Here is a 23,799-nt window from a genome sequence, read left to right on the forward strand (position 1 = left end):
CGGTGTACGCCAGCATGCCGTTCATCGCGGCGCTGATCGGCTACGTCACCAAGCGGGTGGCGATCGAGATGATGTTCCGACCACTGGAGTTCGTCGGCATCCGTCCGTTCCTCGGCTGGCAGGGTGTGCTCCCGGCGAACGCCGAGCGGATGGCGGCCATCGCCACCGAGACGTTGACCAGGAACCTCGTCGATCCGAAGGAGATCTTCGCCCGGCTCGACCCGGAACAGGTCGCCAGGGAGATCGAGCAACCCCTGCTGCGGGTGGTGGAGGACGTCACCCGCGAGGTGATGGAGCAGTACCAGCCGCGGCTGTGGGAGATGCTGCCGGCCGGCGCGCAGCAACTGCTGCTCCGCCGGGTGCGGGCGGAGGCGCCGAAGGCGATCGCGAAGATCATGCGGGAGATCGCCGACGACATCGAGGACGTGCTCGACCTCAAGCACATGGTCGTCGCGAACCTGGTGCGCGACAAGGCGCTGCTCAACCGGCTGATCCGGGACATCTCCCGGCCGGAGATGACGTTCATCGCCCGGTCCGGGATCGTGTTCGGGTTCTACCTCGGCATCGTGCAGCTGGTGGTGTGGACGCTCACCCGGTCGCCGCTCGTGCTGCCCGCGTTCGGCCTGCTGATCGGCTGGTTCACCGACTGGCTGGCACTCAAGATGATCTTCCTGCCGCGGGAGCCGAGGCGGTTCCTCGGCTACACCTGGCAGGGCGTGTTCCAGAAGCGCCGGCACCAGGTGGCCGCCGACTACGGCGACATGATCGCCACCGAGATCATCACCATCCCCAACCTGCTGGAGGCCGTGCTCAACGGGCCCAAGTCCGACCGGCTGTTCCAGATGATCAGCCGGGAGGTCCGGCGCACGATCGACACGCAGGCCAGCGTGGTCAAGCCGGTGGTCGCGATGGCCGTCGGAACGCGCCGGTTCCAGGAGATGAAGCAGGTCGCGGCCAAGAAGGCGGCCGAGCGGGTGCCGCAGACCATCCGCCACGCGGAGAGCTACGCGGTCAACGCGCTCGACGTGCGCAACACCATCGTCGAGCGGATGCGCCAGCTCAGCCCGCTCGAGTTCGAGGGGCTGCTGCGGCCGGCCTTCCGCCAGGACGAGTGGAAGCTGATCGCCGTCGGCGCCGTCATCGGCGGCCTCGTCGGCGAGCTCCAGGTCCTGCTCCTCCTCCATTGACCCCGGCGTGTTCGCGCTTCGCGTCGGTGTGTTCGCGCTTCGCGTCGGTGTGTTTGCGCCGGGCGACGCCAGCACGCTGCCGTAGTCGGCAAACACGACGACGTGGGCGGCGAACACGCGGGGGGACACGGGGAGTGGGCGGGTGGCGGATACCGTACGCTCACCGCCGCGTGGAGGGAGGTCTGTTGTGGACGCCGTCCTCGACGACCTCGCGCGGCACTGGCCGCTGTACGCGGCGATCCCGTTCGTCGCGGCGCTGATCGGCTACGTCACCAAGCGGGTGGCGATCGAGATGATGTTCCGCCCGCTGGAGTTCGTCGGCATCCGCCCCTTCCTCGGCTGGCAGGGCGTGGTTCCCCGGCACGGAGGGCGGATGGCCGCGCTGGCCACCGACCTGCTCACCGCCAACCTGCTGGACCTGCGGGAGGTCCTCGCCAGGATCGACCCCGACCGGATCACCAGGGAGATCGAGCAGCCGCTGCTGCGCACCGTCGACGACATCGCCAGGGACGTGCTGGAACGGCACCACCCGCGGCTGTGGGAGGCGCTGCCGGCGATGGCCCAGGAGCTGGTCGTCAAGCAGATCCAGGCGGCGACCCCGCGGCTGGTCCGCGAGCTGCTGGCCGAGCTGCGGACCAACCTGGACGAGGTGCTCGACGTCAAGCACATGACCGTCCAGCTCCTCACCGCGGACAAGCGGATGCTGGTGCGGCTGATTCGGGGGATCTCGCGGCCCGAGATCGCGTTCATCGCCAGGACCGGGATCTACTTCGGCTTCCTGCTCGGCGTGGTGCAGTCGGTGGTCTGGGCGCTCACCAAGGAACCCTGGGTGATGCCGATCTTCGGCGCGTTCGTCGGGTTCTCCACCGACTGGCTGGCGATCAAGCTGATCTTCGTGCCGCGGGAGCCGGTGCGGGTGCTCGGCCGGTACACGTGGCAGGGCAAGTTCCAGCGGCGGCGGCGCGAGGTCGCCCGGCAGTACGGCCAGGTGATCGCCGGCGAGGTGCTCACCGTGCCCAACCTGGTGAACGCCATCCTGCACGGCCCGCGGTCGGACCGCCTGCACGCGATGATCCAACGGTTGGTGGCCAGGGAGGTGGACGCGCAGGTGAACGTGGCCAAGCCGCTGGTGTCGCTGACCGTCGGCGGGCACCGGCTGCGGGAGATGAAGGCCGCCGCGGCGGCCGAGGCGGTGCGCCGGCTGCCCGGCACCCTGCGACCGGCCGAGGGCTACCTCGCCGAGGCGATGGACATCGCGAACATGGTGGAGGAACGCATGCTCCGGCTCACCCCGGCGGAGTTCGAAAGCCTCCTCCGACCAGCCTTCCGCCAGGACGAGTGGAAGCTGATCGCCGTCGGCGGCGTCATCGGCTTCCTCGTCGGCGAGCTGCAGGTCCTCCTGATGCTGCACTGAGACTGCTCAACTTATCGGTATCTATGCGCCGTACAATAAGACGATCTTGATCGACGCTAGTATCGGGTACTTCATCCAGGGCTGCGCCCCGGGAGTTCCGACAAACTGGTGTGGCTGAACCTAGTCAAACAGTGCAGCTGATTTTAAGATGGAAGTAGGGATCCACGTGGCGACCAGGGCAAATATTTGGACGGGAGTTGCCGGTGTGGTGGCAGTTGTGTCCGCACTGGTTGCCGCGTGGATCTCATTCGGAACATCCGCACCTGAACCGCCTGCCTCTGCCTCCCCTGAAGAGGCAGAAGCAATGCTCAACGAGGCGGTTCGTCTGGTGCAAACGGGCAATTTTGGCGGCCTATGTGAGGCCCTGGGCCCGAAGAGCAACTGCGAGGTTCACCTACAGGAAGCCCGGGTAGCGGGGTTGGTGCCGAGTAAAACTAGACCCGAAGTTGTCGAGACGATCCAGGTGGGAGTTAACGAGGTCAGTCTTCGCTTGCAAGGAAATTATGCGGACGGCCGGACCTACGAAACCGAGTTCCACGTGGTTCGCATCGGAGGACGGTTGCAGGCCACCAATCCAATCTACTGGCTGCCGATCGAGCGTGCTCAAGCAGACTGCAAGCACGAGCCGGAGCACCTTGTGTGTAGTAAAATTGCCATACCGCCGTCCCAATGACCCCCACAGGTGTGGGTGTTGTGCAGCCCACGATGTTTCCGACCGCCACGCCTGTCACTACGTCGGCCTGATCTGCGGAAAGCGGTATGACATGTGAGTGACAGCTTGCGACTCCGGCGTCATGAGGAGGCGGGCCGCACGCCTCGCCGACCTCGCTGCAGTGTCAGCCGAGTCCGCCGTGTCGGGCGGGCGAGGCTGCGCCTCGTTTCGGCTCATTCAGCGGGTAGCGGCCGCGATGGCCGCGCGCCCCGTTCGGTGAGCCTGGTGCGCACGGTCGCCACCAGGCGGCAGCCGAGGTAGATCGTGAACGAGATCGCCGTCACGAAGAAGCTGACCGGCGCCTCCGGCGCGAGTGACAGCACGATCCCGCCCAGCGCGGCCGTCTCGGCGAACAGCACCGCCAGCAGCGTCGCCCGCCACGGGCTCGCGGTCACCCTGGCCGCCGCGGCCGCGGGGGTGACCATCAACGCCACCACGAGCAGCGCCCCCACGATCTGCACCCCGAGCGCCGTCGCCGCGCCGACCAGCACCGCGAACACCGGGCTGAGCACCCGCACCGGCACCCCACGGGCCACCGCCACCGCCGGGTCCACGCTGGCGAACAGCAGCGGCCGGTGGATCACCGCCAGCACCCCCAGCACGACGACCGCCGCGACGATCAGCGCGGTGATATCGGCCGGCTCGATCGCCACGATCTGCCCCACCAGGATGCCGAACTTGTTCGACGCCCGGCCGGGGTAGAACCACAGCAGCAGCACCCCCAACCCCAACCCGAACGACAGGATCACCCCGATCACCGAGTCGCGGTCGGACTCCCGCCCGCCGAGCAGGCCGAGCAGCAGCGCGGCCACGATCGCCCCGGCCAGTGCCCCGTAGCTCACGCTCAGCCCCAGCACCAGCGCCGCCGCCGCGCCGGTGAACGCCAGCTCCGCGGTGCCGTGCACGGCGAACGACATCCGGCGCATCACGATCAGCGGCCCCAGCACCCCGGCCACCAGGCCGAGCACCGCCGCCGCCAGCAACGCCTTCTGCACGGTGTCCAACCGGAGCAGCTCCGCGGTCACCGCGAAGTCGAACAGATCCTCCATCGCTCACCGCCACGCCGCGGGCTCGTCCAGCTGGTCCAGATGATGGTGCGCGTCGTCCTCGCACAGCGCGCTCTGCGCCCCGGCCACGTGGATCTGCCCGCCGACCCGCACCACCTCGACCCGCGTGCCGTACAGCTCCGACAGCGTCGCCGACGTCATCACCTCCACCGGCGGACCGATCCGGAACGCCCCGTTGACCAGGTACAGCACCCGGTGCACGAACGGCAGGATCGGGTTGATCTCGTGGGTCACGAACAGCACCGCGGTGCCCGCCTCGCGCCGCCGCGCGTCGATCAGCTCGCTCACCACCCGCTGGTGCGCGACGTCCAGCGACAGCAACGGCTCGTCGCAGAGCAGCACCTCCGGCTCGCCGACCAGCGCCTGCGCCACCCGCAGCCGCTGCTGCTCGCCGCCGGAGAGGCGCCCCACCGGCGAGCCGGCGTAGGACTCCGCCCCGACCGCGGCGATGGCCTCGGCCACCCGGCGCCGCCGCCGGGCCAGCCCGCGCAACCCGGTGCCCCATCGGTGCCCGTCCAGGCCCAGCGCCACCAGGTCGGTACCGCGCAGGGTGAGCCCCTCGTCCATCGCCCGCTGCTGCGGCACGTAGCCGACCCGGCGGTTGCCCCGGCCCGGCGGCCGCCCGACCAGCCGGACCCGACCGGTGGACAGCGGCTGCAGCCCGAGCAGCACCCGCAGCAGGCTCGTCTTGCCCGAGCCGTTGGGCCCCAGCACGGCCAGGAACTCACCGGGCTCGACCCGCAAATTCAGCCCGGACCACAGCGTGCGCGGGCCGAACCGGAGCCCGGCGTCGGTCAGCTCGACGGCGGCGCCGGTCATGCCCCGCTCAGTGCCGCGGCCAGCTCGTCCACCTGCTTGCTCATCCAGGCAATGTAGTCGGTCTGCCCCTCGGGCAACGTCTCGGTCACGGTCACCACCGGGATCCCGGCGGCACCCGCCTTGGCGACCAACTGCTCGGTCACCGGAGTCTCGGTCTGCTCGTTGTGCACCACCACGCGTACCTGCCGGCCCTCGACCAGCTGGTTGACCGCTTCCTGCGCGGCGACCGGGACGTCGGTCTCCTCCTCGATGGCCTCGGCGAAGTCGCGCGGGGTGACGTCGTCCAGCCGCGCCGCCTCCAGCAGGTAGTGCGCGACCGGCTCGGTGGCGACGACCTTCGTGCCGGCGTGCTCGGCGGCCATCCGGTCGATCCGCGCCTCCAACTCGTCCAGCCGGCCGCTGAACGCCGCGGCGTTGTCGGTGAACCGCTGCTCGTCCTCGGGCCGCAGCTCACCCAGCTCGGCGGCGACCCGGTCGGCGACCGCCCGCACGGTGGCAACGTCGTACCAGACGTGCTCGTTCCGCCCTTCGTGGCCGTGACCGTGGCCGCCCTCCGCGGGCCCTTCGTCCGCGTGGCCACCCTCGGCGTGCCCCTGCTCGTCCGCGGGCGCGAGCTCGACGGCCACCACCTTGCGCGTGTCCGGGGCCTGGTCGGCCAGCTTGGTGAAGAAGTCGTCGTAGCCACCACCGTTGGAGACCAGCAGCTTCGCGCCCTGCACCGTGGCGGCGTCCCGGGCGGTCGCCTGGTAGGAGTGCGGGTCGCCGGAAGGGTCGTTGATGATCGACGTCACCGTCGCCGCGTCACCGGCGACGGCGCTGACGACACTGCCCCAGACGCTGGTGGACACGACCACCGGCACCGTCCCGTCGGCCGCCTGGTCGCCCCCGCTCCCGGTGTCGCCACCGCACGCGGTCAGGCCCAGCGCGAGCACCGCGACCGCGGGCGGAATCGACAGCAGGCGCCGGGCGCGGCGCGGGGCCGGTGCGGTCATCGGCACGGTCATCGGGAACTCTCCTGGGTCGTCGCGCTCGGTAGATAATGGAAACCGTTGTCGAATTCAGCGTACCCCATCAGGTGGACGGGTTTCACCGTCGCCCGCGACGGACCGTCGTCGTGTGACCAAGAACGGGTAGCGCTTCTGCAATACCTACTGAACCGTTACGGTTTGTTCATGGGCCGGCCCATCAGAACCAGGCGACAGGCGACCCTGGCGTCGCTCGCCGCCGAGCTGGGTGTCTCGCGGACGACGGTGTCCAACGCGTACAACCGTCCCGACCAGCTCTCCCCCGAGCTGCGCCGCCGCGTGCTGGAGACCGCGCGCCGGCTCGGCTACCCGGGGCCGGACCCGGTGGCCCGCTCGCTGCGCACCCGCAAGGCCGGCGCCGTGGGCCTGCTGCTCACCGAGAACCTCTCCTACGCGTTTCGCGACCCCGCCGCCGTCGGAGTCCTCGAGGGACTGGCGCTGGCCTGCGAGGACGCCGGGGTCGGCCTGCACCTCGTCCCGGCAAGCCCCGGGCGGGAGGACGTCGCCGCGGTGCACCGCGCCGGCGTCGACGGGTTCGTCGTGTACTCGGTGCCCGACGACGACCCGCACCTGGCCGCCGTGCTCTCCCGGCCGGTGCCCACTGTGATCATCGACCAACCGCGGGTCGACGGGGTCGACCGGGTCGGTCCCGACGACGACGCCGCGATCAGCGAGCTGGCCAGCCACCTCGTCCAGCTCGGCCACCGGCAGATCGGTGTGCTCTGCATGCGACTGGCCCGGGACCGCAACGACGACTTCGCTCCGGTCGAGCGGCAACGGTCGGCGCACTTCCACGTGCAGCGCACCCGGCTCGCCGCGCTGGCCAAGGCGTTCGAGGCGGTCGACGTCGACTGGAACGGCGTGCCGGTGGTGGAGCGCTTCGAGCACACCGTCGACGAGGGCGCCTCGGCGGCGCGGCAGCTGCTCGACGCCTACCCACGGGTCACCGCCCTGATCTGCACCTCGGACATCCTCGCCCTCGGCGCGCTCGCCGAAGCCGGCCGGCGCGGGCTGCGGGTGCCCGCCGACCTCACCGTCACCGGGTTCGACGGCATCGCCGAGGCCAAGCGGGCCGGGCTGACCACCGTGCACCAGCCGGTGCTGGACAAGGGCAAGGCCGCTGGCAAGCTGCTGCTCGCGGCCAGCGAGCACGTGAACCCGCGGGTGATCACGCTGACCACCGAGCTGCTCATCGGCACGACGTCGGCGCCGCCGCGCACCGCCGAGGAGCTGTGGTTCGGGCCCTGACCCGACCCGACACACCGTTTCCGTTTCCGACGACCGAGCCGGAGGCCCTGCCATGACCGCGATCGACGACCTGCTCCGCCGCAACACCGAGGCCGGCACCGTGACCGGCGACCGCTCCCGCGCCGAGCCCGCGCTGCACGTGGCGATCCTGACCTGCATGGACGCCAGGATCCTGGTGCCCGAGGCCTTCGGCCTGCGGGCGGGCGAGGCACACGTGCTGCGCAACGCCGGCGGAGTGGTGACCGACGACGTGATCCGCTCGCTCGCGCTCAGTCAGCGCAAGCTGGGCACCCGCGAGGTGATGGTCGTGCAGCACACCGGGTGCGGGGTGAACACCGTCACCGAGGACGGCTTCAAGGACGAGCTCGAGTCGGCGTGCGGGGTGCGCCCGACGTGGTCGATCGAGGCTTTCCGGGACGTGCACGACAGCGTGCGGCGGTCGATGGCACGGGTGCGGCGCAGCCCGTACCTGCCGCACACCGAGCACGTCCGCGGCTTCGTCTACGACATCCACGTCGGCACGCTCAGCGAGGTGACCCAGTAGGCTCGGCGCCGACATGCCGACCGACACCGCGCTCGACACCGACACCCTGCTCACCTGGTTCGCCGAGCACGGCCGCGACCTGCCGTGGCGCCGGCCGGACTGCACGCCGTGGGGCGTGCTGGTCAGCGAGATCATGCTGCAGCAGACACCGGTGGCCAGGGTGGTGCCGCTGTGGGAGGAGTGGCTGGACCGGTGGCCCCGCCCCTCCGCGCTGGCCGCGGCCAGTCAGGGCGAGGTGCTGCGGGCGTGGGGCAAGCTCGGCTACCCGCGGCGCGCGCTGCGGCTGCACGCGGCCGCGGCGGCCATCGCCCGTGACCACGACGACGTGGTGCCGGCCGACGTCGACACCCTGCTGGCCCTGCCGGGGATCGGCGCCTACACCGCGCGGGCGGTGGCGGCGTTCGCGTACGGGCGGCGGGCGCCGGTGGTGGACACGAACGTGCGGCGCGTGGTGGCCCGCGCGGTGCACGGCGCGGGGGACGCCGGACGGCCGTCGACGACCAGGGACATGGCCGACGTCGAGGCGTTGCTGCCGGCCGAGGAGTCCCGCGCGGCGCGGCTGTCGGCCGCGTTGATGGAGCTGGGCGCGCTGGTGTGCACCGCGCGCGGGCCGCGCTGCGCCGACTGCCCGGTGTACGACTCGTGCGCGTGGCAGCGCGCGGGCCGGCCGGCGTACGAGGGGCCGGCGAAGCCGGTGCAGCGGTACGGCGGCACCGACCGGCACGTGCGTGGGCTGCTGCTGGACGTGCTGCGCGGTACCTCGGACCCGGTGCCGAAGGAGCGGCTGGACGTCGTGTGGTCGCGCGCCGGCCAGCGCGACCGGTGCCTGGACTCGCTGCTGGTGGACGGCCTCGTCGAGCAGACCGCCGACGGCCGCTTCGCCCTCCCCGGCGAGCACCGCTGACCGACGCACCGGCCGCGACATCGTGCGATGTCGAGGAAGTGCTCGATGTCCGACGTGTTGCTTCGCGACGCCCCCGCGGACGTCCTGACGGCCATCGATGCCCAAGCGGCTCGCCTCGGTCCGTCCCGCGACGAGTTGATCGGGGCGATCACCGGTCCACGCGGGGAACGGCTCACCGCACCCACTCGTGATCGGCAAAGCCCCAACGGACACCGACGAAAGTCCGTTAAATGTTGTCCTTATCACATTGAAGGTTTACCGTCTCCCTGTACCCCCTGCACACAACTGAACACAGCCGATCTGGGCGGGTGACGCCGGTCGTGCCCCGCCCCCGTCGAGGGAGATCGAGATGGCGAACGGGCCCGGCTTCGACCGACGCGCGCTGCTCAAGGGCGGCCTCACCGTGACCGCGGTCGGCGCGCTGAGCACACTCCCGGCGGGCACGGCCGCCGCCGCGGTGACCGAGCCGCGCATCTACGGCACCGCCGAGTGGGGCGCACGCCCGCCGCGGGCGCCGATTCCCGTGGAGAACCGTCGGCCGACCTACATCGTCGTGCACCACACCGTGGAGCCCGGCAACACCGACGACTTCAGCCGCGAGCGCGCCTTCTGGATCTCCCGGGCCATCCAGAACTTCCACATGGACACCCGCGGCTGGATCGACACCGGCCAGCAGTTCACCAACAGCCGCGGCGGCCACATCACCGAGGGCCGGCACCGCAGCCTGGAGATCCTCCGCGGCGGTACCCGCCACGTGCAGGGCACGAACGTGGCCAACAACAACAGCCAGGTGATCGGCATCGAGAACGAGGGCCTCTACACCCAGGTTGACGTGCCGCCCGCGCTGTGGAACTCGCTGGTCAAGCTGGTCGCCTACATCGCCAGCCAATACCGCATCCCGACGATGAACATCAAGGGGCACCGCGACTTCAACTCCACCGAGTGCCCCGGCGGCGTGCTCTACCGCCGGCTGCCCGAGCTCCGCCAGGCGGTCGCCCGTGAGCTGGGCGTTCCGGCCACCGAGCCCGCCGAGTGGCCCCTGCTCAAGCCCGGCGACACCGGCCGCGACGTGCTGGTCGCCCAGCACCTGCTGCGCGCCCGCGGCGCGCGCGACGTGCCCACCGACGGCGTGTTCGGCGCCACGACCCGGCGCGCGGTGGCCCGCTTCGCCGACGCGCACGGCCTCGGCGGGCACACCTGCTACGCCGGCGCGCACGCCGACGAGCGCGGCTTCCTCGGCGCCGACCTCTGGCCCCTGCTCGCCCCCACGACCACGGCCGACTCCGGCGGCGACGCCGGCCGCGCCGCCGCCCTGCTCACCCGCGATCCGGAACCCCTCACCCCGCACCGCTGGAAGGCGCTGCTCAACGCCTGACCACGAGCGGGGCGCGTTTCAACGCCACGAAGGCCACCTTCATGGCACGGCTGAGCCACGGGGCTCGGGGTGCTAGCGGCCGAGCACCTTGGAGAGGAACGCCTCCACCGCGCCGCGGTACTCCTCGGGCGCGTCGTCGTGCACGACGTGCCCGGCGCTCGGCACCACGACGTGCCGGCCGCCGGGCACCCGCGCGGCCAGCTCGGCCTGCTGCCCCGGCGGCATGGCCGTGTTCCCGGCCTCGATCACCAGCAGCGGGCACCGCACCCCGGCCACCAGCGCCCAGTAGTCGCGCCGCCCCCACTCGGCGGCGATCTCGTACAGGTCGGCCAGGTCGGCGATCAGGTGGTAGCCGTCGGCGCGCTCCTCGACGCACTCGGCGAAGTAGTCGCCGGTCGCGCCGAAGAACCGCCGCACGTGCGCGATCGACTGGAACGGCACCGGCCACGAGTCGAAGTACGCCCGCCACGCGTCGACGGTCCTGCCCCGCTGGTCGGGGGCCATGTCCTCGACCACCACGGCGCGGGCGAGGTCCGGCCGGGTCGCGGCGAGCGCCCACGCGTGCAGCCCGCCCATCGAGTGGCCGATCAGCACGGCCGGCCCCTCGCCGAGCTCGGTGACCAGTTCGGCGACGTCGTCGACGAAGTCCTCGGTGCGCCATGGCCCTCCTCGGCGGGCCCGTCCGTGCCCCCGCGCGTCCGGGCCCACCACGTGCCCGTACCGGGTCAGCCACTGCGCCACCGACCACCACGTGGTGGCCCGCCCCATCAACCCGTGCAGCACCACGATCAGCGGCCCGCTGCCGCCGAAGTCGACAACCCCGTTACCCCGGTCCACCTAAGCTCCGTCCATGCGCCGCCGCCTCCGCGGCCCCGCCCTGCTCTGCGGGCTGGCCGCCGCCATTATCGGCTGCACGCCGCAGCCACCCCCGCCACCCGGGACGCCCTCCCCCGGCGCGCCCGGCGCCGGCGACCCCTACTACCCCGACGACGGCAACGGCGGCTACGACGCCCTCGACTACGCGGTGACCGTCGGCTACGACCCGGCGACCCACCAGCTGGACGGCGACGCGGTCGTCACCGCGCGAGCCACCCAGGCGTTGAGCCGGTTCAACCTGGACCTGCGCGGGCTGGAGGTCGCGTCGGTGGAGGTGGACGGCCGGCCCGCGGAGTTCGCCAGGGAGGGTGACGTCGAGCTGGTGATCACCCCGGCCGAGCCGTTGGCCGAAGGGACGGAGTTCCACACCCGGGTCCGCTACTCGGGAACGCCGCGGAGCACCGACGACGGGCAGCTCGGCCGCAACGGCTGGCGGCCCAGCGTCGACGGCGGCGCGTTCGTGCTGGGCCAGCCGCACTCGGCCGCGTTCTGGTACCCGGTGAACGAGACGCCACGGGACAAGGCCACCTTCCACCTCACCGCGCGGGTGCCGGAGGGCTGGACGGCGGTGTCGATCGGCCGGCTGGCCGGCACCGAGACGGCCGGCGGCTGGACCACCACCTCGTGGGCCGAGCCGACACCGGTGGCCAGCTACCTCACCACCCTCGCCGTCGACCGGTTCCGGCTCGAACCCGGCACCCTGCCCGACGGCACCCCGGTGCTGCACGCCTTCGCCCCCGGCACCGAGGGCAAGGTCGCGGAGGCGGCCCGCACCGGCGAGATCCTCGAGTTCCTCGCCACCCGGTTCGGCCCGTACCCGCAGCACGCCGCCGGCGGCATCTACCTCGACGACCGGATCGGCTACTCGCTGGAGACCCAGGGCCGGCCGGTGTACGCGCGGTGGGCCGACCTGGAGACGCACGTACACGAGCTGGCGCACCAGTGGTACGGCAACGCGGTGACCGTGCGGTCGTGGGCCGACATCTGCCTGAGCGAGTGCCTGGCGAGCTACGCGCAGTGGCTGTGGGCGGAGGGCACCGGAGGCCAGGACCTCGACGCCCGCTACCGGGCCGCGGTGGAGCGCACCCGCGACGACACCGGGTTCTGGTCGGCGAAGCTGTACGACATGGGAGCCGGCAACGAGTTCGCCGGGGTCTACGACAAGGGCGTGCTCGCCATGCACGCGCTGCGCCGGCGGATCGGCGAGGAGGCGTTCCACCGGGTGCTGCCGGAGTGGGTGGATCGGCATCGCGGCGGCACCGCGAGCTGGCCGGACTTCGAGCGGTTCGTCACCGAGGTCGCCGGGCAGGACCTGCGGGAGTTCCTCGACGCCTGGTTCCGCGGGACCTCGCGGCCCGGCGACGCGCACCTCTTCCCCGGGTCGCTGGCCGGCTGACGGCTACCCTGGGACCCATGGCCGTCGTGAAGATCAATGCCATCGAGGTGCCCGAGGGCGCCGGCCCGGAACTGGAGCGGCGGTTCGCCGCGCGGATGCACGCCGTCGAGGGCCAGCCCGGCTTCCTCGGCTTCGAGCTGCTGCGCCCGGTGTCCGGCGAGAAGCGCTACTTCGTCTACACGAAGTGGGAGTCCGAGGAACACTTCCGCGCGTGGGCGGAGGGCCCGGCGAAGGAGGCCCACGCCGGCCACGGCAAGCCGGTGGGCACCGGGGCCAGCCTGCTGGAGTTCGAGGTGGTGCAGGCCAGCGGCCCGCGGGACGAATGACCGCGGGCCAGGACGTCGCCGTGCCGAACCCCGCCGAGCGGGATCACACCGCGGAACTGGAGCGAGCGGCCGAGCTGATCCGTGCCGCGAAGGCGCTGCTGGTGTGCGCCGGCGCCGGCATGGGGGTGGACTCGGGGCTGCCCGACTTCCGCGGTGACGAGGGCTTCTGGCGGGCCTATCCGCCGTACGCGCGGCTGGGCCTGCGGTTCGTCGAGCTGGCCGATCCCGAGCACTTCGCCGGGGACCCGGAGCTGGCCTGGGGCTTCTACGGACACCGGCTGGCGCTCTACCGTGGGACGGAGCCGCACGAGGGCTTCCGCCTGCTGCGCGAGTGGGGCGACCGGGTGGCCGGCGGGATCCGGGTGTTCACCTCCAATGTGGACGGGCAGTTCCAGCGGGCCGGGTTCACCGGCATCGCCGAGGTGCACGGCTCCATCCACCACCTGCAGTGCGCCGACGGCTGCGGCGACGACATCTGGCCGGCCGACGAGGTGGCGGTGCCGGTCGACTCGGACACCATGCGCGCCCGCCCACCGCTGCCGATCTGCCCGCACTGCGGGGCCCTCGCCCGGCCGAACATCCTGATGTTCGGCGACTTCACCTGGGTGCCGCGGCGCAGCCAGCGGCAGCTCGACGCGCTGCAGGAGTGGCGGCGGACGCAGCGCGACCTGGTGGTGATCGAGATCGGCGCCGGGCTGGCCGTGCCCACGGTGCGCCGGCAGGCGGAGCTGGCCAGTGCCGCGAACGGCGCGCTGATCCGGATCAACCCGCGCGAACCGCGGGTTCGGCACGGGCGGGGCATCTCCCTCCCGCTCGGCGCCCGCGAGGCCCTCACCCGGCTCGACGCGATGCTCTGAGGCGCCACGGGGACGCTGGGGAGCGATCGCTCAGCCGGCGGGCAGCGCGAGCCGGGCGTAGACGGCGTCGTGGTCGCCGCCGGGCAGCGGACGTACCCGGTACTCCCGCACCGCCACCCGGGAATCCACCAGCACGTGGTCGATGGTCACCGGTGGCGGGAACCACCGCCCCGGCCAGGTCGGCATCAGGCCCTTGCCGCGCTCGGCACCGGCGTCCCGGTAGCCCCCCGCGAGCACCCGGCGCAGCGCGGCGTGGTCCAGCGTCGCGTTGAAGTCGCCGGCGAGGATCCGCGGTGGGCCGTCCGGGTCGGCCGCCGGCAGCCGACCCAGCTCGGCCCGCCAGGTGTCGAACGCCTCCACCGGCGGGCGCGAGTGCACGGCGACGACCTCGACCGCGGTGCCGCCCGGCAACCGCACCCGCGCGCTCGGCTGCCCTAACGTCGACGGCTCCGCCAGCGCCAGCTCGGTCAGCGGGTACCGGGACAGCAGCGCCGAGCCGGCGCGGTGCACCCGCTCCGGCAGCAGGGTGAACAGGCCGGCCTCGGTCAACCCGCGCACCGCCGCCGCGTGCGCCTCCAGCAGCACGAGCACGTCCACGTCGTGCTCGCGGACCAACTCCACCACCCGCCGCGGGTCGGCCCGACCGAGGAAGAGGTTCGCCGACAGCACCCGCAGCTCCGGGCCACCGGGATCGGGCCGGCCGGCCGGGACCGCCCTCGGCAGCACCACCAGCACCAGCACCACCGCCAGCAGGAGCACCGGGGCGCCGACCCACCACCGGCGCAGGGCCATGGCGAGCCCGCTGAGCACGAGCCCGGCCACCGCCGCGTACGGGGTCAACGCGAGCGCGGCCGCGGTGTGGCGGTTCCCGTCGATCCCGGCCAGGCGCAGCAGCACCAGCCCGGCGAACGGGACGGCCACCACCAGCAGCACGACGTCGACCAGCACGCGCCCGGCGCTCCTCTCGACAGCGATCGGCACCCGGCCAAGTCTCCCCGACCGGGTACCGATCCGCAGGGTCGTTCGCGGACGCCGCTGGCGCGTCACGCGTGGCGGACGTGGTGGAACGGACACGAATCAGCGGACGCGGCGCCGCCGGAGGAGGTTGTCCACGGCGAACGCGCCAGGGCCGAACACGCCGATCAGCAGGAAGATCCAAGAGAACAGCGCGGCCTGCTCGCCGAGGTTCTGCAGCGGTAGCAACCCCATCGGCTGGTGCACGACGAAGTAGGCGTAGGCCATTGCACCGGAGCACAGGATCGCCGCCGGTCGGGTGGCCAGGCCGAGTAGCACCAGGCCGCCGGCGACCACCTCGAGGATCGTGGCCCACCAACCCGGCCACGAGCCGAACGGTGCCGCGCCACCCGCGCCATCGATGCCGCCGAACAAGCCGAGCCCCTGCAGGCCGTGGCAGACGAACAGGAACGCCACGACGATCCGCACCGCGCCGAGGGTCGCCGCGCGGGCCAGCTCCTCCCGGTTCCGGGTCCGCACGGTCTCGGGACGGTCGGTGGCGGTCGGGGTGGTGGTGATGGCGGTCATGTCACTGCCCTCCGTAGCTCGTGGTCCGCGCCGGCGCTTCGCCGGTCGCCTACTGACACGTCGACCGGGCGCGGCGCGGATCGACACACCCGCCGAACTCTCACTGACTTTTCGCGGGTTCACCCGGACGGACCAGAGGCGTACCGATACCGCGGACACGGCAGCAGCCCCCGTGTCCGCGCGTGCTGCGCGCGTGTCGGCGTCCCACGACGCGGACACGCGTACACGAAGCGCGGACACACGTGCAGGGGAGGCGGACACGAAGGCGCCCCCGGGAGGGTTCCCGGGGGCGCCTCGTGGAACGTCGGCCGCTCACGCGGCCACGGTCACTCGGAGTCGGTGGCCTCGCCCTTGTCGTCGCCACCGGCGACGACGCCGACCGGCGGGGCGTCGGGCACCGTCGGCGGCTTGGGCTCGCCGCGGAAGGTGAAGCGCGCCGCGTCGTCCTTGGCGTCCTCGCCGTCCCAGCCCTCGACGTCGACGATGATGATCTGGCCCGGCTGGATGTCGCCGAACAGGATCTTCTCCGACAGCTGGTCCTCGATCTCCCGCTGGATCGTCCGGCGCAGCGGCCGCGCGCCGAGCACCGGGTCGAACCCGCGGCGGGCGAGCAGCCTCTTCGCCCTCGCGGTCAGCTCCAGCGCCATGTCCTTGGCCTTGAGCTGGCCCTCCACCCGGCTGATCATCAGGTCCACCATCTCGACGATCTGGTCCTCCGTCAGCTGGTGGAACACGATGATGTCGTCGATCCGGTTGAGGAACTCCGGGCGGAAGTGCTTCTTCATCTCCTCGTTGACCTTCTGCTTCATCTTCTCGTACTTGGCAACGCCCTCGTTGCCCGAAGAGAAGCCGAGGCTCACGGACTTGGAGATGTCCTGGGTGCCCAGGTTCGAGGTGAAGATCAGCACCGTGTTCTTGAAGTCGACCGTGCGGCCCTGGCCGTCGGTGAGCCGGCCGTCCTCCAACACCTGCAGCAGCGTGTTGTAGATCTCCTGGTGCGCCTTCTCGATCTCGTCGAAGAGCACCACGGAGAACGGCTTGCGGCGCACCTTCTCGGTGAGCTGGCCGCCCTCCTCGTAGCCGACGTACCCCGGAGGGGCACCGAACAGCCGCGAGGCGGTGTACCGGTCGTGGAACTCACCCATGTCGATCTGGATGAGCGCGTCGTCCTCGCCGAACAGGAAGTTCGCCAGCGCCTTGGACAGCTCGGTCTTACCCACCCCGGACGGGCCGGCGAAGATGAACGAGCCGGAAGGGCGCTTCGGGTCCTTCAGCCCGGCACGGGTCCGCCGGATCGCCTGCGAGACGGCCTTGACGGCGTCCTCCTGGCCGATGATCCGCTTGTGCAGCTCGTCCTCCATGCGGAGCAGCCGGGTGGTCTCCTCCTCGGTGAGCTTGAACACCGGGATGCCGGTCCAGTTGGCGAGAACCTCGGCGATCTGCTCGTCGTCGACCTCGGCGACGACGTCCAGGTCACCGTCCTTCCACTGCTTCTCCCGCTCGGACTTCTGGCCGAGGAGGGTCTTCTCCTCGTCCCGCAGGCGCGCAGCCCGCTCGAAGTCCTGCGCGTCTATCGCCGACTCCTTCTCCCGGCGCACGTCGGCGATCTTCTCGTCGAACTCGCGCAGGTCGGGCGGAGCGGTCATCCGGCGGATCCGCATCCGGGCGCCCGCCTCGTCGATCAGGTCGATCGCCTTGTCCGGCAGGAACCGGTCGTTGATGTAGCGGTCGGCCAGGGTGGCCGCCGACACCAGCGCCGAGTCGGTGATCGAGACGCGGTGGTGCGCCTCGTACCGGTCGCGCAGCCCCTTGAGGATCTCGATGGTGTGCTCCAGCGAGGGCTCGCCGACCTGGATCGGCTGGAAGCGCCGCTCCAGCGCCGCGTCCTTCTCGATGTACTTGCGGTACTCCTCGAGCGTGGTGGCGCCGATGGTCTGCAGCTCGCCGCGGGCCAGCATCGGCTTGAGGATGCTCGCCGCGTCGATCGCGCCCTCGGCGGCACCCGCGCCGACGAGCGTGTGCAGCTCGTCGATGAACAGGATGATGTCGCCGCGGGTCTTGATCTCCTTGAGCACCTTCTTCAGGCGTTCCTCGAAGTCACCGCGGTACCGGGAGCCGGCGACCAGCGAGCCGAGGTCGAGGGTGTAGAGCTGCTTGTCCTTCAGCGTCTCCGGGACCTCGCCCTTGACGATGTTCTGCGCGAGCCCCTCGACGACGGCGGTCTTGCCGACGCCGGGCTCGCCGATCAGCACGGGGTTGTTCTTGGTCCGGCGGGACAGCACCTGCATGACCCGCTCGATCTCCTTGCCCCGCCCGATGACCGGGTCGAGCTTGCCCTCGCGCGCCGACGCGGTGAGGTTGCGGCCGAACTGGTCGAGCACCAGCGACGACGACGGGGTGCCCTCGCCGCGGCCGGTGGCGGCCTCGGCGGGCTCCTTGCCCTGGTAGCCGGACAGCAGCTGCAGCACCTGCTGGCGCACCCGGTTCAGGTCCGCGCCGAGCTTGACGAGCACCTGCGCGGCCACGCCCTCGCCCTCGCGGATCAGCCCGAGCAGGATGTGCTCGGTGCCGATGTAGTTGTGGCCGAGCTGCAGCGCCTCGCGCAGCGACAGCTCCAGCACCTTCTTGGCCCGCGGAGTGAAGGGGATGTGCCCGCTCGGGGCCTGCTGCCCCTGGCCGATGATCTCCTCGACCTGCTGTCGCACGCCCTCCAGCGCGATACCCAACGACTCGAGCGCCTTGGCGGCGACACCCTCACCCTCGTGGATCAGACCCAGGAGGATGTGCTCGGTGCCGATGTAGTTGTGGTTGAGCATCCTGGCCTCTTCCTGGGCCAGGACGACCACCCGCCTCGCGCGGTCGGTGAACCTCTCGAACATTCCCACTCCCTCGACTGCTGCGCCGGCGGCCCGATCTCACCCACGAACACCAGGGTGAGCTCAGCACCGTAAGACCACTGTAGTAGCCATGCGGTCGCGTCGGCGTACCACTACGCCGGAACCCGCTCGGCGGCTCTTCCCCTCCGGGCAGCCGCTACCTGGACGTTTCGACGTTTTTCCGCTGGCTGGCCCAACACACTGACACCCAGGACAACGTATGCGCCACCCGGGGGATTCCAGCGGGACCCCGATGTCCGCTCAGCGCGAACGCGAGTCTGTTGCGCTCGTCCCTCGATCGGGTCGTCTGGTGGCGCCATCGCTCATCCAAGGTAAGGTTAGCGCAACCTAATCAGTCGAACGGAGCAGTGTTCGACCCGACCAGTGGGAGGTCAGCGGTGAGCGTCGACCGGTCCTTCCGTGACTCTCGCCACACCGGCCGGCTCGTCACGGAACCCGGCGGACTGGCCGACTCACTGGCCAGGGTGGCCGGGCTGCAGCAGCGGGCGGAGATCCGCGCGGACCTGCCGATCGGCGGTGGGAGCGGCGCCGGGCGCTGGCTGCGTTGCGCCGACCTGCTCGACGACCCGACGCTGCTCGACGAGTGGCGGGCGCGGCTGGCCGAGTGGCTGCGCGCCGAGTTCGGCCGCGCGCCGGCCCGCACCACGGCGAGCTACGTGATGTCGTGGTACCTGCGGGTGCCCGCGTACGCCGGGGCACTGCTGCTGCACCACGAGCGGCGGGTGCCGATGCTGCGGCCGGCCGAGCTGGCCGTGCGCACGGCCGCCGAGGGCCGACCCGATCCCGACGGGGTGACCGTGCTCGGCCGCTCCTTCTACTGCCTGCCGTCCGACCCCGGCTCGGCCCGGCCCGAGGCGACGGTCGTCGCCGACGAGCGGGCGCTCGCCGAGGTGCTGCGCGCCCGCTACGTCGCGCACGTGTCCCGGTTCGTCGCGGTGTACCGGCGGATCAGCCCGCTCGGCGCGCGCACGCTGTGGGCGGGCGCCACCGACGCGCTGGACAGCTGCCTGTGGTGGGCGGGTGCGCAGGGTGGCACCGCCGAGAGCGAGGGCGCCGGGGTGGCCGACGCCACGCTGGTGCTCGAGTCCCGGTTCGCCCCGCTGACGTCGGCCTCCACCCTGCGCACCACGCTGGACGAGCATGGTCGGCGGGTGTGGACCCGGCGCAGGGAGAGCTGCTGCTTCTCCTACCTGCTTCCCGGCGCGGACGAGTGCGCGGGCTGCCCGCGCACTCGTCCGCGGCCCTGACCTTCCCGGCCCCGCCGCCGACCGGGCACCGTCAGGATCCGCCGCCGCCCGGTCCTCGCCGCGGGGTGGGCGCGAAGTCAGCGCGCGGCCAGCGGCCCCGAGCGGTCGCCCACACCGGCCGGGCGCCACTCCGGGTCCCGACCGGACAGGCCCAGCGCCCGCTCCAGCGGCGGCGCCGACGCGGGCACCTCGACCACCGGGCCGAACACCCCCATCGCCCGGCCCTGGTCGCCCATCCGGGCCAGCACGGCGCACAGCTCCTCGGCGACCGGCTCCGGGCAGCGGTAGCCGGCACCGACGGCCACCGCGAGATCCCAGCCGTGCAGGACGAGCTCGCACAGCGCCATCCCGCCGATCATGACCGCGGGTAGCTCGCCGCCGCCCATCGTCGTCGTGCCGGCGAGCGCGCCGGGCCGGCCGAGTGCGGCGACGAGGTCGGCGGTCCGCTCCCGCAACCGCTCGGCCCAGTCCGCACCGAGCTCGACCCCCTCCTCGCCGCCCTCCGCCGGCAGCGGCGGCTCCCCGCGGACGGCCGCGGCCATCCGCGGACTCCAGTAGAGAAGGTGCCGCAACAGGTCGCGGACCGCGTAGTCGGCACACGGTGTCGGGTTCGTGAGCTGGTCCGCGGGGACAGCGGCGGTGGCGGCGGTGGCTTCGATGACATCGGTGAACGGTCCGACCGCGGCCTCCAGCGTCTCCGGAAGTGTTCGCATGGTGCCGATCCAACCGCACCCGCGGTCCGGCGTCTTGTAGGAACACGACAGCGCGACGGGGGCGAAAACGATTACGCGACCCCATACACGGCACGAGCGGGGCACGGCGCGTGCCGAGGGCGGCCTACAGGACGGGGGCCGCCGGCTGATTACCGGCGGCCCCCCGTCATTCACCCGATTCAGTTCTTCCGGTGGTACGCCTCGACGACCTCGGAGGGGATACGTCCGCGGTCGGAGACCTGATAACCGTTCTTCCTGGCCCAAGCCCGAATCGCCTGGTTCTGCTCCCGGTCGACCGATGCCGGACGGGCGGCCACCTTGGCGGCTCGCGGCGACCGCTTGCGGCCACCCGAACGCCGCGCGTGCTCGATGTACTGGGCGAGCGCGTCCCGCAGTTCCTCGGCGTTTTCCGCGGACAAATCGATCTGGTAGCTCACCCCGTCCAGCCCGAACTCGACGGTCTCCTCGGCCTCGGAACCGTCCAGATCGTCCACCAGCGAGACGAGAACCTTCTGCGCCATGTGTTTCCTCCTGCGTGGGACTGACGATAGATCACCTCACCCGCGGCGACCTCGCCAGAAGCTTCGACTGGACACATTAATACATCGTGTCGCGACTAAACGCAAATCACGATTGCCCTTAGGCGTGGCGCAGGTAGTTCGGTCCACCGAGCTAAACCGGCCGACCCTACTCGCGAGTGATTCTTCGTGCGTGTTACGGGTGGTCGCCGGCCACGAACAGTCACGAACCGTGATCGGGCCGAACGAGCGGGAAGAGGATGGTCTCCCGGATACCCAACCCGGTGAGCGCCATCAGTAACCGGTCCACGCCCATTCCGGCACCCCCACTCGGGGGCATTCCGTACTCGAGGGCACGCAGGAAATCCTCGTCGAGCCGCATGGCCTCGGCGTCTCCGGCCGCGGCGAGCCGGGCCTGCTCGGTCAGCCTTTGCCGCTCCACCACCGGGTCCACCAGCTCGGAGTACCCGGTCGCCAACTCGACACCCCGGACGTAGAGATCCCACTTCTCGGCCACACCCGGTTGGTCGCGGTGCTGCCGGGTCAGCGGCGAGGTCTCCACCGGGAAATCCCGGACGAATGTCGGCGCATACAGGTGGTCGCCGACCAGGTGTTCCCACAACTCCTCGACCAGTTTGCCGTGACCGAGCTTCGGATCGACCTCCAGCTCGTGGGCCGCGGCGATCGAGCGCAGCTTCTCCACCGGGGTCTCCGGCGTGACCTCCTCGCCCAGCGCCTCGGACAGCGAGCCGTACATCGTCAACGAGGACCATTCACCGGACAGGTCGTACTCGGTGCCGTCGGCGAGCGACACCACCTGGCTGCCGAACGTCGCCTCGGCGGCCTCCTGCACGAGCTCCCTGGTCAGCGCCCCGATGCCGTCGTAGTCGCTGTAGGCCTCGTAGTACTCCAGCATCGCGAATTCGGGTGAATGCGAGGAGTCACTGCCCTCGTTGCGGAAGTTGCGGTTGATCTCGAAGACCTTCTCGATTCCGCCCACCACGCAACGCTTGAGATACAGCTCGGGCGCGATGCGCAGATACAGATCGAGGTCGAACGCGTTGGAATGCGTGACGAACGGTCGCGCCGCGGCGCCCCCGTGCAGGGTCTGCAGCATCGGGGTCTCCACCTCGACGAAGCCCCGCCGGTGGAAGGAATCGCGCAGCGCGCGCACCACGGCGGCGCGGATCCGCACGGTGTCCCTGGCGCGGGGCCGCAGGATCAAATCGACGTAGCGCTGCCGGACCCTGGTCTCCTCGGCGAGCTCCTTGTGCGCCACCGGGAGCGGCCGCAGTGACTTGGCGGTCAACCGCCACGAGTCGGCCAGCACCGACAGCTCACCGCGCTTGGAGGTGATCACCTCGCCGGCCACGAAGACGTGGTCGCCGAGGTCCACGTCGGACTTCCACGCGTCGAGCGCGTCCTGGCCGACCCTGGCCAGGCTCAGCATCGCCTGCAGCTCGGTACCGTCACCTTCGCGCAGCGTCGCGAAGCACAGCTTCCCGGTGTTGCGCAGGAACATCACCCGGCCGGTGACCCCGACGCGCTGCCCGGTCGCGGTGTCCGGTGGCAGGTCCGGGTGGGCGGAGCGGACCTCGGCCAGTGTGTGCGTGCGCGGCACCGTCACCGGGTAGGGATCGATGCCCTCGGCCAGGATGCGGTCGCGCTTCTCCCGGCGGACCCGCATCTGCTCGGGCAGGTCGTCGTCGGCGGGCGCGTTCGCGGGCACTGGGCTCTCGGTCATGGGGCCATAGCGTACGAACCCGCACTTCGGGCCCGCGCACCGGATTCGCCGGGCGCCCGCGCCGGTGACCGGGCCCACATCGGCGGATCGATCAGCGAACGTTGCGCTCGTAGACCAGCCGCAGGCCGAGCAGGGTCAGGTCCGGCACGTGCTCGGTGATCGTCTCCGACTCGCCGATCACCAGTGGCGCGAGGCCACCCGTCGCGATCACCGCCACCGGGTCGGCCGGGTCATGGGACAGCTCGCGGACGATCCGCCGCACCAACCCGTCCACCTGGCCGGCGAACCCGAACAGGATCCCGGACTGCAGGCACTCCACCGTGTTCTTGCCGATCACCGACCGCGGCGGCACCAGCTCCACCTTGCGCAGCGCCGCCGCCCGCGCGGCCAGCGCGTCCACGGAGATCTCGATCCCGGGCGCGAACGCGCCACCGAGGAACTCGCCGCGCGCGGAGATGGCGTCGACGTTCGTCGAGGTGCCGAAGTCGACGACCACGCACGCGGTGTGGTGCAGGTGGTGCGCGGCGAGCGTGTTCACCAGCCGGTCCGCGCCGACCTCCTTCGGGTTGTCCACCAGCAGCGGCACCCCGGTCCGCACCCCGGGCTCCACCACCACCCTCGGCACGTGCGGGTAGTAGCGGGCCAGCATCACCCGCAGCTCGCGCAGCACCGCCGGCACCGTCGACAGCGCGCTGATCCCGCTCACCTCGTCGGCGTGCTCGCCGAGCAACCCGCGCATCGTCAGCGAGAGCTCGTCGGCGGTGATCCGCGCGTCGGTGCGCATCCGCCAGTCGCGCACCAGCTCGGCGCCGTCCCCGCGGCCGCGGTAGAGCCCGAGGACGATGTTGGTGTTGCCGACGTCGACGGTGAGCAGCACCTCAGCTGTCCGCGTGCAGCAGCGCGTCCAGCCGGGCCGCGTCCGCGGTCTCGGCCACCGGGAAGCTCACCGGCTCGCCGCCCTGCGACACGATCGGCAGCGCGCCGCTGACCAGGCCGGAGCCCTCCGGCGCGTGGCCGGGGTCGGCGCCCTTCTCGACGATCCGGTTGTCCCCGTCGACGAACACGATCCGCGGCCGGAAGGCGGCCGCCTCCGCGGAGTCGAGCTGCGCGTAGGAGATCAGGATCACCAGGTCGCCGGGATGCACCAGGTGCGCCGCCGCCCCGTTGATGCCGAGCACGCCGCTGTCCCGCTCACCCGGGATGACGTAGGTCTCCAACCGCGCGCCGTTGGTCACGTCCACGATCGCGACCTGCTCGCCGGGCAGCAGGTCGGCCGCCTCCATCAGCGCCTCGTCCACCGTGACCGAGCCGACGTAGTGCAGGTCCGCCTGCGTCACGGTCGCTCTGTGGATCTTGGATTTCAGCATCGTGCGGTACATCGGACACTC

The 23,799-nt window shown here is 71.5% G+C and carries 23 protein-coding genes; 11 read left to right on the forward strand and 12 right to left on the reverse strand.

Going from position 1 to position 23,799, the window contains the following annotated elements:
- The first annotated feature begins 14 nt into the window (after positions 1-14).
- From BM051_RS09095 to BM051_RS28385, 3 genes are all read left to right on the forward strand, one after another.
- Positions 15-1,187 carry a DUF445 family protein gene (locus tag BM051_RS09095; protein ID WP_177216910.1) on the forward strand — a complete coding sequence of 391 codons (1,173 nt, stop codon included), beginning with the start codon at positions 15-17 and terminating at the stop codon, positions 1,185-1,187.
- A 187-nt stretch (positions 1,188-1,374) separates the two neighbouring features.
- A complete protein-coding gene (locus BM051_RS09100; protein WP_092529538.1) occupies positions 1,375-2,601 on the forward strand; it encodes a DUF445 domain-containing protein in 1,227 nt (408 codons plus the stop codon).
- Positions 2,602-2,818: 217 nt separating this feature from the next.
- Complete coding sequence (locus BM051_RS28385; protein ID WP_134045901.1) at positions 2,819-3,274, forward strand: hypothetical protein; 456 nt, start codon at positions 2,819-2,821, stop codon at positions 3,272-3,274.
- Positions 3,275-3,486: 212 nt separating this feature from the next.
- Here BM051_RS28385 and BM051_RS09105 read toward each other — a convergent pair whose 3' ends face one another.
- The 3 genes from BM051_RS09105 to BM051_RS09115 are packed head-to-tail and all read right to left on the reverse strand — an operon-like array spanning position 3,487 to position 6,203.
- Entirely contained in the window at positions 3,487-4,362 is an 876-nt protein-coding gene (locus tag BM051_RS09105) for a metal ABC transporter permease (RefSeq protein ID WP_092529539.1), read from the reverse strand.
- A gap of 3 nt (positions 4,363-4,365) precedes the next feature.
- A complete protein-coding gene (locus BM051_RS09110) occupies positions 4,366-5,199 on the reverse strand; it encodes a metal ABC transporter ATP-binding protein (protein WP_092529540.1) in 834 nt (277 codons plus the stop codon).
- Positions 5,196-6,203 (reverse strand): metal ABC transporter solute-binding protein, Zn/Mn family, encoded by a 1,008-nt coding sequence (locus BM051_RS09115; RefSeq protein ID WP_243859242.1) that lies wholly within the window; start codon positions 6,201-6,203, stop codon positions 5,196-5,198. Before BM051_RS09115 ends, BM051_RS09110 begins: the two co-directional genes overlap by 4 nt.
- 168 nt (positions 6,204-6,371) lie before the next feature.
- On the opposite strand from BM051_RS09115, the gene BM051_RS09120 reads away from it, so the two are divergent.
- The 4 genes from BM051_RS09120 (at position 6,372) to BM051_RS09135 (ending at position 10,295) form a co-directional block, all read left to right on the forward strand.
- Positions 6,372-7,472 (forward strand): LacI family DNA-binding transcriptional regulator, encoded by a 1,101-nt coding sequence (locus tag BM051_RS09120; RefSeq protein ID WP_092529541.1) that lies wholly within the window; start codon positions 6,372-6,374, stop codon positions 7,470-7,472.
- Between the two features lie 52 nt (positions 7,473-7,524).
- A complete protein-coding gene (locus tag BM051_RS09125; protein ID WP_092529542.1) occupies positions 7,525-8,016 on the forward strand; it encodes a beta-class carbonic anhydrase in 492 nt (163 codons plus the stop codon).
- Between the two features lie 13 nt (positions 8,017-8,029).
- Positions 8,030-8,920 (forward strand): HhH-GPD family protein, encoded by an 891-nt coding sequence (locus BM051_RS09130; RefSeq protein WP_092529543.1) that lies wholly within the window; start codon positions 8,030-8,032, stop codon positions 8,918-8,920.
- Between the two features lie 349 nt (positions 8,921-9,269).
- On the forward strand, positions 9,270-10,295 hold the full coding sequence (locus BM051_RS09135) for a peptidoglycan recognition protein family protein (RefSeq protein ID WP_092529544.1): 1,026 nt from the start codon (positions 9,270-9,272) through the stop codon (positions 10,293-10,295).
- 72 nt (positions 10,296-10,367) lie between these two features.
- Here the strand turns inward: BM051_RS09135 and BM051_RS09140 are convergent, their stop codons facing one another.
- On the reverse strand, positions 10,368-11,132 hold the full coding sequence (locus BM051_RS09140) for an alpha/beta fold hydrolase (protein ID WP_092529545.1): 765 nt from the start codon (positions 11,130-11,132) through the stop codon (positions 10,368-10,370).
- Between the two features lie 13 nt (positions 11,133-11,145).
- Between BM051_RS09140 and BM051_RS09145 the strand changes: the two genes are divergently transcribed.
- From BM051_RS09145 to BM051_RS09155, 3 genes are read left to right on the forward strand one after another with little or no spacing between them, the layout of a single operon-like run.
- Complete coding sequence (locus BM051_RS09145; protein WP_092529546.1) at positions 11,146-12,567, forward strand: M1 family metallopeptidase; 1,422 nt, start codon at positions 11,146-11,148, stop codon at positions 12,565-12,567.
- A 17-nt stretch (positions 12,568-12,584) separates the two neighbouring features.
- Complete coding sequence (locus BM051_RS09150) at positions 12,585-12,893, forward strand: antibiotic biosynthesis monooxygenase family protein (protein WP_092529547.1); 309 nt, start codon at positions 12,585-12,587, stop codon at positions 12,891-12,893.
- Positions 12,890-13,750 (forward strand): SIR2 family NAD-dependent protein deacylase, encoded by an 861-nt coding sequence (locus tag BM051_RS09155; protein WP_092529548.1) that lies wholly within the window; start codon positions 12,890-12,892, stop codon positions 13,748-13,750. The genes BM051_RS09150 and BM051_RS09155 overlap by 4 nt, the downstream gene beginning before the upstream one ends.
- A gap of 30 nt (positions 13,751-13,780) precedes the next feature.
- Here BM051_RS09155 and BM051_RS09160 read toward each other — a convergent pair whose 3' ends face one another.
- The 3 genes from BM051_RS09160 to BM051_RS09170 form a co-directional block, all read right to left on the reverse strand.
- Positions 13,781-14,731 carry an endonuclease/exonuclease/phosphatase family protein gene (locus tag BM051_RS09160; RefSeq protein ID WP_243859243.1) on the reverse strand — a complete coding sequence of 317 codons (951 nt, stop codon included), beginning with the start codon at positions 14,729-14,731 and terminating at the stop codon, positions 13,781-13,783.
- A 96-nt stretch (positions 14,732-14,827) separates the two neighbouring features.
- Positions 14,828-15,292: a DoxX family protein gene (locus BM051_RS09165; protein WP_092529549.1), complete on the reverse strand. Its 465-nt coding sequence runs from the start codon at positions 15,290-15,292 to the stop codon at positions 14,828-14,830.
- A gap of 326 nt (positions 15,293-15,618) precedes the next feature.
- Positions 15,619-18,171: an ATP-dependent Clp protease ATP-binding subunit gene (locus BM051_RS09170; protein ID WP_092529550.1), complete on the reverse strand. Its 2,553-nt coding sequence runs from the start codon at positions 18,169-18,171 to the stop codon at positions 15,619-15,621.
- 395 nt (positions 18,172-18,566) lie between these two features.
- Here BM051_RS09170 and BM051_RS09175 point away from each other — a divergent pair, with 395 nt between their 5' ends.
- Positions 18,567-19,436, forward strand: a complete 870-nt coding sequence (locus BM051_RS09175; protein ID WP_424923227.1) for a (2Fe-2S)-binding protein — start codon at positions 18,567-18,569, stop codon at positions 19,434-19,436.
- Between the two features lie 77 nt (positions 19,437-19,513).
- On the opposite strand, the gene BM051_RS09180 is transcribed toward BM051_RS09175, so the two are convergent.
- The 5 genes from BM051_RS09180 to panD all read right to left on the reverse strand — a co-directional run bounded on the left by BM051_RS09180 (position 19,514) and on the right by panD (position 23,790).
- Positions 19,514-20,149 (reverse strand): TIGR03086 family metal-binding protein, encoded by a 636-nt coding sequence (locus BM051_RS09180; RefSeq protein WP_092529551.1) that lies wholly within the window; start codon positions 20,147-20,149, stop codon positions 19,514-19,516.
- 179 nt (positions 20,150-20,328) lie between these two features.
- Positions 20,329-20,670 (reverse strand): histone-like nucleoid-structuring protein Lsr2, encoded by a 342-nt coding sequence (locus BM051_RS09185; protein ID WP_092529552.1) that lies wholly within the window; start codon positions 20,668-20,670, stop codon positions 20,329-20,331.
- A gap of 220 nt (positions 20,671-20,890) precedes the next feature.
- Positions 20,891-22,411 (reverse strand): lysine--tRNA ligase, encoded by a 1,521-nt coding sequence (gene lysS / locus BM051_RS09190; protein ID WP_092529553.1) that lies wholly within the window; start codon positions 22,409-22,411, stop codon positions 20,891-20,893.
- A 91-nt stretch (positions 22,412-22,502) separates the two neighbouring features.
- Positions 22,503-23,288: a type III pantothenate kinase gene (locus BM051_RS09195; RefSeq protein ID WP_092529554.1), complete on the reverse strand. Its 786-nt coding sequence runs from the start codon at positions 23,286-23,288 to the stop codon at positions 22,503-22,505.
- Between the two features lies 1 nt (position 23,289).
- On the reverse strand, positions 23,290-23,790 hold the full coding sequence (gene panD / locus BM051_RS09200) for an aspartate 1-decarboxylase (protein ID WP_092529555.1): 501 nt from the start codon (positions 23,788-23,790) through the stop codon (positions 23,290-23,292).
- Between the last annotated feature and the right edge of the window lie 9 nt (positions 23,791-23,799).

The organism is Amycolatopsis arida (assembly GCF_900115565.1).
In the GTDB taxonomy this organism is placed as follows: domain Bacteria; phylum Actinomycetota; class Actinomycetes; order Mycobacteriales; family Pseudonocardiaceae; genus Yuhushiella; species Yuhushiella arida.

Bases quoted from the DNA above. Each gene is read 5' to 3' on its own strand.
- BM051_RS09095 (WP_177216910.1), top strand. From the start codon at position 15: ATGCCGTTCATCGCGGCGCTGATCGGCTACGTCACCAAGCGGGTGGCG.
- BM051_RS09105 (WP_092529539.1), bottom strand. From the start codon at position 4,362: ATGGAGGATCTGTTCGACTTCGCGGTGACCGCGGAGCTGCTCCGGTTG.
- BM051_RS09110 (WP_092529540.1), bottom strand. From the start codon at position 5,199: ATGACCGGCGCCGCCGTCGAGCTGACCGACGCCGGGCTCCGGTTCGGC.
- BM051_RS09115 (WP_243859242.1), bottom strand. From the start codon at position 6,203: ATGACCGTGCCGATGACCGCACCGGCCCCGCGCCGCGCCCGGCGCCTG.
- BM051_RS09120 (WP_092529541.1), top strand. From the start codon at position 6,372: ATGGGCCGGCCCATCAGAACCAGGCGACAGGCGACCCTGGCGTCGCTC.
- BM051_RS09125 (WP_092529542.1), top strand. From the start codon at position 7,525: ATGACCGCGATCGACGACCTGCTCCGCCGCAACACCGAGGCCGGCACC.
- BM051_RS09130 (WP_092529543.1), top strand. From the start codon at position 8,030: ATGCCGACCGACACCGCGCTCGACACCGACACCCTGCTCACCTGGTTC.
- BM051_RS09135 (WP_092529544.1), top strand. From the start codon at position 9,270: ATGGCGAACGGGCCCGGCTTCGACCGACGCGCGCTGCTCAAGGGCGGC.
- BM051_RS09145 (WP_092529546.1), top strand. From the start codon at position 11,146: ATGCGCCGCCGCCTCCGCGGCCCCGCCCTGCTCTGCGGGCTGGCCGCC.
- BM051_RS09150 (WP_092529547.1), top strand. From the start codon at position 12,585: ATGGCCGTCGTGAAGATCAATGCCATCGAGGTGCCCGAGGGCGCCGGC.
- BM051_RS09155 (WP_092529548.1), top strand. From the start codon at position 12,890: ATGACCGCGGGCCAGGACGTCGCCGTGCCGAACCCCGCCGAGCGGGAT.
- BM051_RS09165 (WP_092529549.1), bottom strand. From the start codon at position 15,292: ATGACCGCCATCACCACCACCCCGACCGCCACCGACCGTCCCGAGACC.
- BM051_RS09170 (WP_092529550.1), bottom strand. From the start codon at position 18,171: ATGTTCGAGAGGTTCACCGACCGCGCGAGGCGGGTGGTCGTCCTGGCC.
- BM051_RS09180 (WP_092529551.1), bottom strand. From the start codon at position 20,149: ATGCGAACACTTCCGGAGACGCTGGAGGCCGCGGTCGGACCGTTCACC.
- BM051_RS09185 (WP_092529552.1), bottom strand. From the start codon at position 20,670: ATGGCGCAGAAGGTTCTCGTCTCGCTGGTGGACGATCTGGACGGTTCC.
- lysS (WP_092529553.1), bottom strand. From the start codon at position 22,411: ATGACCGAGAGCCCAGTGCCCGCGAACGCGCCCGCCGACGACGACCTG.
- panD (WP_092529555.1), bottom strand. From the start codon at position 23,790: ATGTACCGCACGATGCTGAAATCCAAGATCCACAGAGCGACCGTGACG.